We start from the raw sequence: 14446 nt of genomic DNA on the forward strand, positions 1-14446 counted from the left end.
ATAGCCTCCCGTTCGGACAATCCATGGGCGCGCCGCCATGCCGGATACGTTCTCTGGCTCCTGGACCGTCCCGAGGTACCGAATACGCGTCACGTCTGGCGAATCTGGCTGGCGGCGGCATCCGGTGAGTGAGCACCCCGGGAAGACGCGAGGAAAGAGGGAAATTCCGGTGCAGCCCGGCCGGATTTCCTCTCCTCGCGCACCTCTTTTCCCGGTACCTTTCCGGGGTGAAAACACTTCGGAAACTCGCCCTGTTCGCGACAGCCTGCCTGGCCGCCCCCTTCCTCACGTCGTCCCCGGCAGCCGCAGCCGACCGCGACTTCTGCGGGAAGACCGTCTCCGGCGCCATCCTCGACAAGTACATCGCGATGGGTGACGTGTCCTCGCCGCTGAAATGCCCGGTGACGGACGAGATGACCACTCCCGACGGGCGCGGCCGGTACACCCAATTCCAGGACGGCTCGATCTACTGGTCGGCGGCGACCGGTGCCCACCCGGTATGGGGGGCGGTGCGCGACAAGTGGCAGGCGATGGGCTGGGAGACGTCCGCGCTCGGCTACCCGAAGTCGGACGAGCTGAAGAACGCGGACGGCAAGGGGGTGCGCCAGGAGTTCGAGGGCGGCACCGTGTACTGGTCGGCGGCGACCGGCGCCCACCCGGTATGGGGGAAGATCGGCGCGACGTGGGGCGAGTACGGCTGGGAGAACAGCGCGTTCGGCTACCCGGCGTCCGACGAGACGGACGGTACCGGCTCGTGGACGGATGTCGACACCGGGCAGGTCCACACGTACCGGCTGGTGACGCAGAGGTTCGCCTCGGGTGCGACGCTGTTCTGGATTCCGGGCGGCGCGACGGAGGGCTGCGGCGGCGAGTGCACCGGCTACGAGGTGGAGGCACCGGGCAGCCTCGTCAAGCGGGTGCGAGTGAACCTGCCGACGGATTCGGACAAGTTCGTGCTGATGGTCTTCCCGACGGATGCCGGGTTCCGGGGCGGCATCGACAAGGCCGCCGACGGATGGCAGGAGGTGTGGACGAACACGCCGAATCCGCTGCGCCTGGACACGACCGACGAGGCGGAATCTCTGCGTGAGCAGTATGCGTGTCACGCCGCGTACGCGCGCCAGGAGTCCGACGGCAGCTGGAACACCGGCAATTCGTGGGATCTGGAGTCGGACAGGCCGAACGTGAGCTGGACGTACGCCACGGACGCCCTGTTTGTGGCGATCCACCACTGCAACTGGACTTGATCACGGGCTGAACGAAAACGCCCGGACAGGTGCAGGGAGGTCTGGTCGACGCGTGAGGCGAGGTGAACGGCACCCCTTCCGGCAGCCCGCTGGAGGGGGCCTTTTCGTGCCCCAGAAGGAGGCGAAGGGAGGCTTTTTATGGGCGCCCGTGTTTTCGCCGGGCAGTTTTGGCCCCACTTTTGAGCCGTGTGGGGGAACGGTGCAGGAGGGCTGCGGGAAGAACGGATTGTTCTGGGGTCTGGCACAAGTTCCGCGAGTCGGTTACTCCATGTAGTTGTTGATCTCCCTGCGGAGGTCTCGTAACTCGCCTCGAAATCGCTGCTCGTGCGGGTGGTGCGGCTGACATTCGGTGGCCGTGAACGAGATGTTGTCCAAACTGTGCGAGCTGCTGTTCCCGTCGGTCCCCGGCATCGCGGTCGTGGCCGTGGGTACAGATGGCGAGGCGATACGGATCGAGGCGCGATGCACACAGGTTGGAGCCGCCTGCCCTGACTGCGCCCAGTGGACAGAACGGGTCCACAGCTCTTACCTGCGGTTTCCGGCTGATCTGCCCGCTGCCGGGCGGAGAGCGCAACTTGCCTTGCGGGTTCGGCGGTTCTTCTGCCCGGCCACCGCATGCGGTCGGCGGACGTTCGTGGAACAGGCGCCGGGGCTGACCCGCCGCCACGGCCGGGTCACCGAGCGGCTGCGGCAGACGATGAGCGCGATCGGGCTGGCCCTGGCGGGCCGGGCCGGTGCCCGCCTCTCCCAGGTCATGGGCATCACCACCAGCCGCACCACGCTGCTGCGCCGGGTGATGGACCTGCCCGACCCGGCCGCAACGCAGCCCCGCGCCGTCGGCGTGGACGACTTCGCGCTGCGGCGCGTTATCTGGAGCCGCCCCGAGGGCGTCCTTCATGTTGTTCAAGGGGCTGTCAGGGTCGGTGATCTGTGTGGTGGAGGTGGTTATCTACCGCCGTCCATGACGCAGATTCACGGAGGGTTCATGCTTGTTCAGCGGGTCGTGTCGCCAGTGACACAACAGGAATCGTGGACGGTTCTCGGCGACGACGACGTGCCGGTCGGTCCGATCGAGCGGTACCTGTCCTATCTCACCGACATCGAACGATCGCCGAACACCATCAAGGCGTACGCGCACGACCTCAAGGACTACTTCGGCTTCCTCATGCAGCACGGCCTGGACTGGCGCGAGGTGCGGCTGGAAGATCTCGGCGAGTTCGTAGCGTGGTTACGTCGGCCGCCGCGGATGCGCGACGGCGACGTCGCTGTCTTGCCCTCGGTCGAAGCACACTGCACGGAATCGACGGTGAACCGGAAGCTGTCCGCGCTCCTAGCGTTCTACGAGCACGCCGCCCGACACGGCGTCGACCTGGGCGAGCTGCTGATCACCTGGCAGCCGGCGGGGCGGCGTCGCGGTTCGTGGAAGCCGTTCTTGCACCACGTCGGCGCGGGCCGACCCGTCGCACGCCGGACGATCAGCTTGAAGGCTCCCAAGAAGCTGCCCCGCGTCCTGACGGCGGCCGAGACCCAGAGCGTCCTGGACGCCTGCGGCCGGCTGCGCGACCGGTTCCTGTTCGCGCTGCTGCACGAAAGCGGGGTGCGGATCGGCGAGGCCCTCGGGCTGCGGCACGAGGACATCGCCCCGGCGGAACGCGAGCTGTCCGTCGTCCCGCGGCTGAACGACAACGGAGCCCGCACCAAGTCCCGTCAGATGCGCCAGATCCCCGTCAGCGCCGAGCTGGTAAGGCTGTATGCCGACTACCTGCACGGCGAGTACGACGATCTCGACTCCGACTACGTCTTCGTGAACCTGTGGGGCCGCCCGCACGGACGCCCTCTGACCTATGCCGCCGTCTATGACCTGGTACGACGCATCCGCCGCACCACGGGAATGGACTTCGATCCACACTGGTTCCGGCACGGGGCGGCCACCAGGATGCTGCGCGACGGCGTCCCCATCGAGGTGGTCTCCAAGGTCCTGGGACATGCCGACATCAGCACCACGATCGACACGTATGGGCACCTCACCGCCGAGGACGCCCGCCGGGTCCTGGAGGACGCGGGCTGGTTCGCCGGCCGGGAGGTGACGCTGTGACACAGCGCATCTCGGAGCCCGTTCCGTTCCACACGACGCCACCAGCTGACTACCCGGCCGGATTGCGCGAGAAGCTGATGGCCGCGGTCCGACCCGAATTCCGTCCTGCGGTCCTGGTCTTCGAACCCGACGACCCCGTCTTCGGCAGCGGCCCCTGCCTGGTCGGCTCCTGCCGACGGGCTGCTCGCCTGCACGGGATGTGCTGCGCACACCATCAGCGGTGGAGAACCGAAGGGCGCCCGGACAAGGAGGAGTTCGCCGCGAGCACGGCAGCTCAGATCCGCGGGGACGGAACCCTGCCGTCCTGCTCGGTGGCCGGATGCGGATACGGCAGAAACAGCACAGGGCTGTGCATCGCCCATGTCCGACAGTGGCACCGGGCCGACTGCCCTGACCTTGACGCCTGGATGGGTACACGTCCTGCGGTCACCACCCCCGCACCGCACGGACAGTGCCGTGTCACCTCCTGCACGTTGTGGGCGACCGCCCGGATTCCGCTGTGTGTCTCGCACGCCCAGCGGTGGCGCAAGGCAGGACGTCCCGATTGTCGAGGCGTTCGCTGACGCCCACGAGCAGACCCCGCACCACAGCGAGTCGATCGACCTGCTCCTGCTGCCGCCGAGACTACGGTTGGAGATCCAGTACGCCCTCCAGCGGCGCAGTGACCAGCAGCTGGCCCGGCTCATCCCCAAGCAGGTCCGTCACGCCATCAACGTGCTCGCCCGCAGCGGTATGGACTCCCTTCTGGAGTGGCCCGAGCCCGTCTGGCGTGAGCGCATCCAGTCAGCTCTCACGGGCCGCAAGGCATCCGGGCCGTTCCTGGCCTACGCCCGAACCCAGGTGGAGAACCTGTGCTACGGCACCGGCTGGGAGATCGAGTACCCCCGCGACGAATGGCGGCTGCGCAACCTCGGCATCCACGACACGCGCACCAGGGTCTGCTTCGGCGGGATCGATCAGCCTTGGCTGAAGGACCTGGTCAAACGCTGGGCACGATGGCGCCTGGCCAGCGGGATCAGCGTCGAGCAGGTCAGCAATGCCATTCGCGCTCTCAACCGGTTCGGCGCCTTCCTCGCCCGGCCCGACCTCAACATCGAGGGCCTGGCCGACGTCCACCGGAACGTGCTGGAGCGTTACCTTGCCGAACTTCAGACGCTGGGCCGCGGTGAGTACCACCGCCGCATGATCGGCCAGCTGGGCATCTTCCTGACCGATATCCGTCGGCACAACTGGGACGCCTCGCTGCCCGCCGACGCCGTCCTGTTCACCGAGGACGTCCCGCGTCAGGCCAAACGCCTCCCCAGGGCTCTCGCCGAACACGTCATGGCCCAGGTCGAAGACCCCGCCAACCTCGACAAGTGGCAGGACCCCGTCTACCGACTGATCACCGTCATCCTGATGCGCTGCGGACTCCGCCTCAAGGACGCCTGCCAGCTGCCGTTCGACTGTCTCGTCCATGACGCCGACGGCGCCCCCTACCTGCGCTACCTCAACCACAAGATGAAACGCGAAGCGCTCGTTCCCATCGACGAAGAACTCGAACAAGACATCCGGGACCAACAGCAACGACTCCTCGAACGATGGCCCGCGGGCGTCCCGGTGCTCTTCCCCAGGAAGCTGAAGAACCTCCACGGGCAGGTGCCGATGCGCGGTGACACCTACCGCCAAGTGCTCAACCCCTGGCTGGAACGCTGCGACATTCGCGACGTCAACGGACAACCCGTCCACCTGACACCGCACCAATGGCGGCACACCCTGGGCACGAGACTCATCAACCGCGACGTCCCTCAGGAAGTCGTACGCAAAATCCTCGATCACGACTCCCACGAGATGACCGCCCACTACGCCCGTCTTCACGACACCACCGTCCGCCGACACTGGGAGAAAGCCCGCAAGGTCAACATCAGCGGCGAGAAGGTCACCCTCGACCCGGACGGACCGCTCGCCGAAGCTGCCTGGGCCAAACAACGCGTCGGACGCGCCACCCAGGCCCTGCCCAACGGCTACTGCAGCCTGCCGGTGATCAAGACCTGTCCGCATGCAAATGCCTGCCTGACCTGCCCGATGTTCATCACCACGCCGGACTTCCTGCCCCAGCACCGCCAGCAGCGCCAGGAAGTCCTGCAGATCATCTCCGCGGCCGAAGCGCGCGGACAACAGCGGCTCGTCGAGATGAACCAACAGGTCCTGGGCAACCTCGACCGCATGATCACCGCCCTCGACGAGCACGACGACACGGAGACGGCCGATGCGGGCTGACAACAGCGCACACCTCGTGACCTCAGCCCAACGACGCCACGAGTTGACCCGCGCCAAGACCATCAAGACCCTGCGCGAACTCGACACCGCGGGCACCCCAGTTACCTTCGGGACCGTCGCCGGCCACGCGGGCGTCTCCCGTTCATGGCTCTACACCCAGCCCGACATCCGAGCCGAGATCGAACGACTCCGGTCACTGGGCCGCCGAGCCCTGCCATCGACAACACCCGTACGCCAACGGGGAACGGAAGCCTCCCTCACCCGACGCCTCGAAATCGCCCTCGCCCGCAACCGCGACCTCACCAACGACAACCAGAGGCTCCGCCGCCAACTCGCTCAGGTCCTCGGTCAACTCCGCGCAGCCGGCTTACCTGTCACAGACGAAGTCGCTGCCGTTCCGCAACACTCTTCGATCACGATCGGACCCTGCTGACACCGCCCCACAACCACCTCATCGTCTCGTCGATGACAGCGTCTCTGACGAGACGATGCAGGTCACAGCCCTACATCAACGATCAACTCAAGATAAGACGCGGACATGTCTACGGAACGGTCGTGATCGACGCCGAGACCCACCAGGTTCTCAACCTGCTGCCCGAACGCGACGCCGCCACCCTCGCCCCGTGGCTCGCGGCGCATCCCGGAATCGAGGTCGTCTGCCGAGACCGCGCCGGCGCCTACGCCGAAGCGGCAGACACCGCTGCGCCCCAGGCCCTCCAGGTCGCCGACCGTTTCCATCTCTGGCAGAACCTCGCCTCCGCGGTAGAGAAGTCCGTCGCCGCCCACCGCTCGTGCCTGCGCGACCTGCCGCTACCCGCCCCGGAACCCGAGCCCGCGTGGGAGACGCCCGCAACGGCGGCATCCGGCGAAGACACCGAACCGGACGATCCGACCAGCAAGTTCGCCGAACGGGCCCGCGCCCACCACGCCCTCGTCCAGGATCTCCTCGCCCAGGGCATGGGCCTGCGCCACATCGCCCGCCGCCTGGGCTGGGGGCGGCACACCGTCCAGCGATACGCCCGAGCCGCCCGCTGGCAGGACATGGTCAAGGGGCGCAAACGCCAACTCCCCAGCAAACTCGACCCGTTCAAGCCCTACCTGGCCGACCGCTGGACTGAGACCGACGGGAACGTGACCATCCTGGACCTCCACCGGGAGATCACCGCACGTGGTTTCCGCGGCCACTACTCCCTCGTCCGCGACTGGATCCGGCGCGAGCTGCCCCAGCGAGGAGGTTTCACCCCGCTCCACCACCGCCATCGATACGGCAGGTGACCGGCTGGCTCACCCGGCACCCCGCCACCCTGACCGAGGAAGAGAAGCTGCACCGCAAGGCCGTACTCGACCGCTGCCCGGAACTGGCCTCCGCCGCAGAGCTGACCAGTTCGTTCGCGGAGATGCTTACCACTCTCAGCGGCGACCGCCTGCCCGAGTGGATCACCGAGGCCACCGACGTCAGCTTGCCCGGGATCAGCAGCTTCGCCGCTGGCCTGAACAGCGACTTCGACGCGGTGACCGCCGGACTGACCACCGACTGGAACTCCGGGCCGGTCGAAGGGGCAGTTAACCGGATCATTCTGTGGAATCAGATTTGTCAAGCTTGTGATGCCTTGCCCTGCCGGACGTCGACGATCGGTAGGAGGGTCGCGTTCGGCGGAACATCGATCTGGCGGGGTGTTGGTCCGGCCGGGGTGGGGGTGTCGGCGAGGCGCCCGAGGAGGCGGTCAAGGGCTGCCTGGCCGTCGTCGACGACGGCCTGCTCGTCCTCGGTCAGAGGGATCAGTGCCCGCATCTTCTGCAAGTTGGCTTTCGCCTCTAGGAGTTGGGCCTTGCTGGAGTCCTTCGGGGTGTAGAAGTCGCAGCGCGCGCAGGCCATGCGGTGTGGGCACTGCTCGAAGAAGGTATAGGTGCAGTAGCCGTGCCCGAGGTCGTAGTGCTGCCAGGGTTCGCCGGCCGCGGCGGCGCCGGAGGTGACCGCGTCGCGGTCGACCAGGACCTCGATCGTGCGGACGTTGCGGGAGAAGTACCCCGCGTCGTCGTAGGCACGGGTCAGCGTCGTCGGGCTGATCTTCGCGTAAAACTGCGTGGACTGCGGCGAGCGATGGCCGAGCCAGGCTTGCAGCTCGAACAGCGTCATCGGCTCCTTCGCGTTGTAGAGCTGGGTGGCGATCGTGGACCGGGCCCGGTGGCTGGTGATGTTCCCGCGCACGTCGGCGGCTGGGACGCCGGCCTTGCGGCAGAGCATCGGGATGATGGTGTTGTTGATGTAGGCGGAGGAGACCTTCCGGGCCCGGGTGGCGAACAGCAGGTCCACCAGCTCGCCGGTGCGGCGGTCGGTGAACTTCGGCTGGTCGGGGCGAATCGCCTGCCATGTGTCGAGGGCCTGGCCGAGGACCGGATCGACCGGCTTGGTGAACGCGGTGCCGGTCTTGTGCGTTGGCACGTCCAGCAGGCAGACGGCATCGCGGGCCAGGATCTGCTTCGAGTCGCCGGCGATCGTGGTTCCGTCGTGCTGCCAGCGGATGCAGCCCGCCCGCAGCCGGGCGATCTCATCGCTTCTCTGCCCGGAGAACAGCCAGGTCAGTGTGACCGCCCGGACCAGTTCGAGGGGGTAGAAGTTCCCGGCCCGGGTCTGGGGCAGGTCGTCCTCCTGGAGGTTCAGGCCCGCCCACATGAGCCTTGCCCATACCTCATCGGCGATCACGCGTGGGTCCGGACCGAGCAAGGCGGCGATGCTCCGCGGGGTGGCCAGTGCGCGCTGAGGGTCGAAGCGCCTGGGGATCCATTCCCACTCCTGGCAGTCCCGGAAGAACGTCCGCACCGCGCTGAGCTGGGTCGCCTTCGTGGGCGCCTCCAGCGGCTTGCCGATGCGGTCCTTCAGGCCGACGGTCCGCTGGACGTAGTCGCCGACCTTCATCCGGTCCAGCGCGGCGATCCAGGCCGCGCAGGTCTGGCGCGTCCAGCTCGCCGGATCCGCAGCCTCGGGGTGTTCGGCCTCCAGCCAGCGGCCGACCTTGAACAAGTTCGAGCGGACGCTGCCGCGGACGCGGGGCGTGAGCGTGGAGGTGTCGTGCCAGCGGTCCACCCACCGAGCCCACTCCTGTACTCCGCCGGTCGCCCGCGCCGAATGACGCCCGGTCATCCGCTGGGGCGGCTCGCAGTAGCCCAGCTCGGCAACGGCCCGTTGCAGCGCGTGCAGGGTGTTCAGCCTCAGGTCGGGAAGGAGCCGTTCGCCGCGTATTCGCTCGAACAGCTCGGTGCCCAGCTCCTCGATGTGCGGGCTTCGGTTGAGCAGGAACAACTGGCAGGCGACCATCGGCAGCAGCGTGTCGTTGTCGCGGCCGAGTTGGTAGCCCCATCCGTCGAGCACCGCGCGGATGCGGCGGATCTCACCGTCCACGCGGTCGCGGCCGAAGACGCGCCAGGCCAGGGTGAGACGGCTGAAGCTGCCGAGCCGGTAGAACGCGGTGAAGCCTCCGAGGAGGAAGGCGTGTGCGGCCAGGTAGGGACGTACGGCGTCATCTGCCCAGCCGGGGGGGGACTTGCAGAAGTCCTGCTGGTCGCGGCCAAGGAGGTCGACCCACTCCGTCTCCGTCCATGACCAGTACGACCGGCCGGTCTCCGCGCATCGCAGCAGCACCGCGGCGCCGGCGTCCAGCATCGCCCGGCGGCGGTGCGGAGTGGGCGGCGAGTCCAGCGCGGCAGCCGCGTCGTCCAGTGGCCGCAGCAGCCGGCGGATCTGACGCCACTGCGGGGCGCCCGCGTTATGGCGGGCAAGCCGCCGCAGGTTGACCACGCCGAGGTCGATGATGGCCTGCTTCTCAGCAGCCCGGACTGTCCGCCTGGTGTCGTAACGGCCCAAGTCTATCGGCCACTGCCAGCGTGGCGAGTGCTCTCCGGGAGCCGGGGTCGGGGATTGCGTGGTCACCGGGACACCTCCGCGTCGTCGCCGGCCGCGGTGAGGGCCTGGATGCGCCACGCGTGGATGTGTTCCATGCCGCGGCTGAGCTTGTCGGCCAGATCGCGGCCGGACAGGTGGATGTACTGCAGCGTGGAGTCGGTGTGCCGGTGCCCGGCGAACGAGGCGATGGCATGCACCTCCCAGCCCATCCGGGCCAGATCCGTCAAGCACAGATGCCGGGTGGTGTGCGTGGAAAATCGCTCGACGCCCGAGGTCAGCGCGATTCTGCGGACCACTTTCGACCAGGTCCACAGGCTCAGCGGCTGGGCGTGATTGCGGCGCGACTCCGACAGGAACAACGGTCCACGGGCCCGGCTGACGGTGGCCCGGTGGGCGAGGTAGCCCGACAGCAGCACCCCGGTCGATGCCGAGTACGGCACCACCCGCTCCAGCCGGTTCTTGGTCGTCTCCGCCCGTATTCGCAGCGTGCGGTGGGCCGGATCGACGTCGTCGGTCCGCAGCGAGCACAGCTCCTCGCGCCGCAGCGCGGCGTCGTAGGCCAGGGCGAGCATCACCCGGTTGCGGACTGGCTCGCGCCGGGCCACCTCCAGGATGCGCAGCCACTGCTGTTCAGCGGGGATCCATGGCAGCTTGGTCAGGCGCGGCACCAGTCCCCGTTGATGGCCGGCCTGGGCCCGGCGGCCGGGGGTGTAGCGGCCCCGGCCGACCGGATTCGACTCCCGCAGGCCCTCCTCCATGAGGAAGTCGTAGAACAGGCGGACCGGAACCAGACGCTGCTGGATGGTGGCGTTGGCCAGCCCCGAGCCCGAGTCGATCGAGACCACGTTGGCCCCTCGGCCGTGAGGCCGTGAAGTCAACTCCCTTACATAGATGGCAATATGCGCGCGGGTTGCGGTGACCGGGTCGACATCCTCCCGTTCGCACATCAGCAGGTACTCGGCCAGCCCGCGGGCGTAGGCATCGATCGTGCGGGGCGCACGTCCGAGATCCGTCCAGATCGTCAGCCAGGTCGCCGCCTGCTCGTGCCGGCCGAGCACCGGCCACTTCTCCGTCAGCACCATCGTGCCGTTCAACACATCTCCCAAGTCCGTGGTTGCACCGGAGAGACATGATCACCCCGGCAGATTCCACGTAACTTTTAAAATGCTCAAACGACAGATGTTCGGCCGCGCCGGCTTCGCACTCCTGCGGAAGCGAGTCCTCCTCGCTCCGTGACGGGAAACTGCGGATCAGGCAGCGACTTTGGCCGCGACGCGGGCGAGGAGCTTGGCACGCATGGACGGCCACTCGTCCGCAAGCACGCTGTAATACAGCGAATCACGGCGCGTGCCGTCCTGGCGAACCATGTGACTGCGCAGCGTCCCCTCATAGACCAGCCCCAGCCGCGTCAGGGCCTGCTGGGACCGCACGTTCAGGTTGTCGGTCCGCAAGGCGACCCGGCCGAGACCCAGACCGTGGAAGGCGTATCCGAACAGCAGAAGTTTGGACTCGGCATTGTAGGGGCCACCCCAACATGAACGATCGAACCAGGTCGCACCGACCTCGGCCCGGCTCGCGGCGAGGTCGAGCTCGGATCCGGCTGCGAGGAGTGCGGCACGCGCTGGCCGTCGTCCTCGACCTGACCGCGTCCGCGGTGGCGGACCGACAGCGCACCCCGCGCTATGGCGACCTGGCGCAACCTCGCGGTCGGCGCCCTGCGACTGAACGGCGTGAAGAACATCGCCTCCGGCCGTCGCCGCAATGCGCGTGACGCCCGCCGACCCCTCACGCTTCTCGGCCTCGCCTGAGCACGAAGTGGACGTCACTCGACTACGCCGAAGCCTTGAGGGCTGTCGCAGAATAACTTCAGGCTTTGATCTTGGTCAGGCGGGCTGTCTCGCGAGGTCATCGAGTGGAACGGCGCTTCGGCGTTCGTGAGATATTTTCCGACGGCTCCCTGGGCCGCTCAGGGGTCGACCGGGTCCGGCGCATGCGTTCTCGGCGTTCTCTCAGGCTGAGACCGAGAGTAACCGCCTCAGATGGTCGGGGTGTCGTCAACAATCGGCCTGTGAATCTCAACGACCGGCTTCCACCCCGCGGAGAACTCGATGAAGTCCGCACGGGTGGGGTAGGTGTCGATCGCGCGACGGTCACGCTTGGGGCTGTCGCTCCCCTTGCGCCCCCGGGGAATCTGCTCCTCGAAGATGTCGACCTTCACGTCGGGAACCTCCTTGAGGCCCTGGCGCCAGATCTGCACGATGTCGGCGCCGAACGCCTGCCGGGCCGCAGCGTAAAGGGCCGTGAGGGCCCCCTTGTCCCCACCAGGGACGAAAAGTGCCAGGTCCAGCACGACACCGGCGGACTGGAGGACCTCGATGGTCACCGAGCCGTTCTCGTCGGCCAAGTAGATTCCGGCTTCATTCTCGTCGTCGGGAAGGCAGGATACCTCTTCCTGGAATACGGTTCTCGCCGTGATCGAGCCGCCCTCGAAATCCTCACCGGACTTGGTCAGGAAAGCAGGGACATAGCAGTCGGGAAGCTTGAGTTCTGCCGTGTCGCCGGAAACGAAGAGCCTGTCCTTCACGCCGAGCTTCGTCACCTCTTCCAGCGAGAGGCGGCGAGCGGCGATCTTCTCCGTGTTCACGATTTCCCTTTCAGGTTGCACTATCCCTCCGAACAAGGACGCTACCACGAAACCCTGAGGTCAACTGCCCAGTAGTCTTTGGGTAAATAGCCTCCGATGACCTGTACGGGAGGATGCCGAAGCGAGTGCCGCTCGGTCGGGAACACGCATCCGCCAGGTAGTGTCCCTCGTTATGGTGTTGGGGATCAACTGCAGTTGCATTACGGCGCTTTGGGTAGCACGGAGGAACTAAAAGTGAGTTTACGATAGATATCACCCATATCGCCTTCGGGGAGGTGGGCGAGGTAAGGCAATCCATTCGTCGTGCATCTCGAAGAGCGCAGCGGAAACAAACTGGATGGTCCGACAACGCAACAACGGAGACCCCCACCGGCCCCATCTGGATGGAGCGCGAACCGGAGTTGCGCACTACCGCGCCCTCTTCGGTCAGGACTTCGGCGGGCCCGTCGCGACAGGCGCGCGTCCGACGACCACGGCTCTGGGGAGAGGGCTCAGCCGCCCGCCCGAGACAACAGCCGTAATGACGGCCCTGCCGCCGGTGAGTGACTGACGGGCCTGGGCCTCGTGCCGGCAGAGCAAGGTGCCCAAGCATGTCGCTTCGGCCGGCGCGCTGAGCGTCCTTTCCCCCTCCGCGAGGGGGAAAGGACGCTCAGGTCAAGGTTCCCCCGTCCCGTACGACTTCCTCGTGCACCATCACGTACGGACTTATGTGCTCAGCCATTCGACGTCCCCTGGCTGAACCACCGGGAGTGCCTTATCCCGGTGCGGGCGTTCTACCTGGACCTCGCCCAATGGGCCGTCGACGACCCCAGCAGCTGGGCCCAATGGGCGCGTGGTCGCGTGCCAGTCGGTGGTCGAGGGGCCACAGTCCCACTGCCAAGCGTGCCGAGCCGTCAGCCAGCGTCGCGGGCACCCCAGCGACTTCGACACGACACACCTTCCCGGACGGCGGCTTAGGAAGCGTTGTGGCACGGATAGAAGTAGCCGCACTCGATGTCTGCGGGAGGACGGGCGTTGCGGCTCCGGCCGCTGCCGGAGTTAACAAGGCGGTGGCGGCAGCCGCCGCAATAACGGCGGCACGCCACCAGGATTTCTTGACCATGCGAGACCCATGGCCAGCAGAAACGGTCCCGCATGCGGAAAGCCACTCGAACGAGGACGCTGCAGTCTTCGCTGTCCGTGGAAACCTACGCCCGTCGTACGTACTTCAGCCTCCGTGCCAGGCTCCACCGCCGCCTTCCTCCACCCGCATCAGGTGGCGGGAAGGCGGCGGCGACGGTATGGCCTGAGGCGTGCCGTCTGCCGCAGGGACAGCCGTCGGGCGCTCCGGCCACCACCCCGCTCGTCGCGGAGCCGACGGACCGACGTCGGCTGCTTCTTGCGACGAAGTACGTCGCCGACGACAGTTCGAGGACCCGGCGGGCTGGGGACGCTCCCGCTGGGAGGAGAACGCCCCGGAGACCTCTGTCACGAAGGCGCCCGAAGGCCCACCGTGAACGAGTGATCGGCACGCTCCGTCGAGCGGCATCTGCCATGTCCTCATCTCAGCGAGGGCCACGCACACCATGTCTTGACAGAGTAGGAGCGTCATTGCAGGGACGTAGCCCCGGCTGACACTGTGTCGCCTGCGCTGAATGGGCACCGCGACCGGAGAGTTCCGCCGGACGATCACCGCCGCGCATGCCGGTGGATAGTGCCGACGCGTCACCCTGCGAGCCTCCGCTGTAATGGGATGCCACCGGTCAGCTGGCCCGCGCTTGACTTCATGCCCGTCTCCGAGCGTCCATGGTCGCGGCCGATCCGCCTACCGGGATCACGGACTACCGCGGTCCCTGCACGTCGGCCTTGTCCGCCCGGAAACCGGCGATGCGCACGCGCCGGGCGACACCAGCGGCCCGCTCCGGACCGCACCCCGGCCGGGGATCTCACTCCGTACGCCCTTCGGGAAGCGAGGTCCTCTTCATGTCCAACACCACGATCAGCGACCAGTTGGCGGGACTGTCCCCCGCTATTATCAACGTCTACACCCACCTGGTGGCCTTCACTGAACCGGCCTCAGTCGACGACATCGCCCAGGCCGCCGAAACGACCCGCTCCAGCACCTTCAAAGCCCTCGTCGCCCTCGAAAAGCGGCATCTCGCCCACCGCGACCGAGGCATCCAGAACGGCCCCAACCGCTGCCCCGACCTCTGGCGCGCCCCCCGACCCCCAGGACATGCATGATGGGGCGTCCATCCGGAGGAAGCAGCCCGCCCCGCAATGATCACTGCGGCCCTCGGCGAACCGGGTGCCGATATTCG

At 67.3% G+C, this 14446-nt stretch carries 10 protein-coding genes and 3 pseudogenes; 9 read left to right on the forward strand and 4 right to left on the reverse strand.

Translation table 11 applies throughout. The annotated features are described in order from the left end of the window. The first annotated feature begins 227 nt into the window (after positions 1-227). The 7 genes and pseudogenes from ACFYPJ_RS21205 to ACFYPJ_RS21235 form a co-directional block, all read left to right on the forward strand. Entirely contained in the window at positions 228-1247 is a 1020-nt protein-coding gene (locus tag ACFYPJ_RS21205; RefSeq protein WP_389019223.1) for a DUF2599 domain-containing protein, read from the forward strand. Positions 1248-1611: 364 nt separating this feature from the next. Beyond that, positions 1612-1845: pseudogene (locus tag ACFYPJ_RS21210) on the forward strand (transposase family protein); the annotation flags it as partial. Between the two features lie 36 nt (positions 1846-1881). Continuing rightward, positions 1882-3342, forward strand: coding sequence for a site-specific integrase (locus ACFYPJ_RS21215; RefSeq protein ID WP_389019689.1), 1461 nt, complete (start codon positions 1882-1884; stop codon positions 3340-3342). A 501-nt stretch (positions 3343-3843) separates the two neighbouring features. Next, positions 3844-5601 (forward strand): tyrosine-type recombinase/integrase, encoded by a 1758-nt coding sequence (locus tag ACFYPJ_RS21220; protein WP_389019226.1) that lies wholly within the window; start codon positions 3844-3846, stop codon positions 5599-5601. Then, a complete protein-coding gene (locus ACFYPJ_RS21225) occupies positions 5591-6034 on the forward strand; it encodes a DUF6262 family protein (protein WP_389019229.1) in 444 nt (147 codons plus the stop codon). Before ACFYPJ_RS21220 ends, ACFYPJ_RS21225 begins: the two co-directional genes overlap by 11 nt. A gap of 32 nt (positions 6035-6066) precedes the next feature. After that, the gene (locus tag ACFYPJ_RS21230) at positions 6067-6876 is read left to right on the forward strand and encodes a transposase (RefSeq protein ID WP_389019232.1); all 810 of its coding nucleotides are present in this window, start codon (positions 6067-6069) and stop codon (positions 6874-6876) included. Then, positions 6873-7169: pseudogene (locus tag ACFYPJ_RS21235) on the forward strand (transposase); the annotation flags it as partial. The gene ACFYPJ_RS21230 and the pseudogene ACFYPJ_RS21235, both read left to right, overlap by 4 nt. A 26-nt stretch (positions 7170-7195) precedes the next feature. On the opposite strand, the gene ACFYPJ_RS21240 reads toward ACFYPJ_RS21235, so the two are convergent. The 3 genes and pseudogenes from ACFYPJ_RS21240 to ACFYPJ_RS21250 form a co-directional block, all read right to left on the reverse strand. Next, the gene (locus tag ACFYPJ_RS21240; RefSeq protein WP_389019233.1) at positions 7196-9529 is read right to left on the reverse strand and encodes a tyrosine-type recombinase/integrase; all 2334 of its coding nucleotides are present in this window, start codon (positions 9527-9529) and stop codon (positions 7196-7198) included. Further along, positions 9526-10596, reverse strand: coding sequence for a tyrosine-type recombinase/integrase (locus ACFYPJ_RS21245; RefSeq protein ID WP_389019236.1), 1071 nt, complete (start codon positions 10594-10596; stop codon positions 9526-9528). Before ACFYPJ_RS21245 ends, ACFYPJ_RS21240 begins: the two co-directional genes overlap by 4 nt. Positions 10597-10752: 156 nt before the next feature. Then, positions 10753-11061, reverse strand: a pseudogene (locus ACFYPJ_RS21250) (GNAT family N-acetyltransferase); the annotation flags it as partial. 123 nt (positions 11062-11184) lie between these two features. On the opposite strand from ACFYPJ_RS21250, the gene ACFYPJ_RS21255 reads away from it, so the two are divergent. Continuing rightward, entirely contained in the window at positions 11185-11310 is a 126-nt protein-coding gene (locus tag ACFYPJ_RS21255; protein WP_389019730.1) for a hypothetical protein, read from the forward strand. Positions 11311-11537: 227 nt separating this feature from the next. Here the strand turns inward: ACFYPJ_RS21255 and ACFYPJ_RS21260 are convergent, their stop codons facing one another. After that, complete coding sequence (locus ACFYPJ_RS21260; RefSeq protein ID WP_389019237.1) at positions 11538-12146, reverse strand: hypothetical protein; 609 nt, start codon at positions 12144-12146, stop codon at positions 11538-11540. Between the two features lie 1962 nt (positions 12147-14108). Here ACFYPJ_RS21260 and ACFYPJ_RS21265 point away from each other — a divergent pair. Next, a complete protein-coding gene (locus ACFYPJ_RS21265) occupies positions 14109-14369 on the forward strand; it encodes a hypothetical protein (protein ID WP_389019240.1) in 261 nt (86 codons plus the stop codon). Positions 14370-14446: the final 77 nt, after the last annotated feature.

The organism is Streptomyces sp. NPDC006012, assembly GCF_042871185.1.
In the GTDB taxonomy this organism is placed as follows: Bacteria; Actinomycetota; Actinomycetes; order Streptomycetales; family Streptomycetaceae; genus Streptomyces.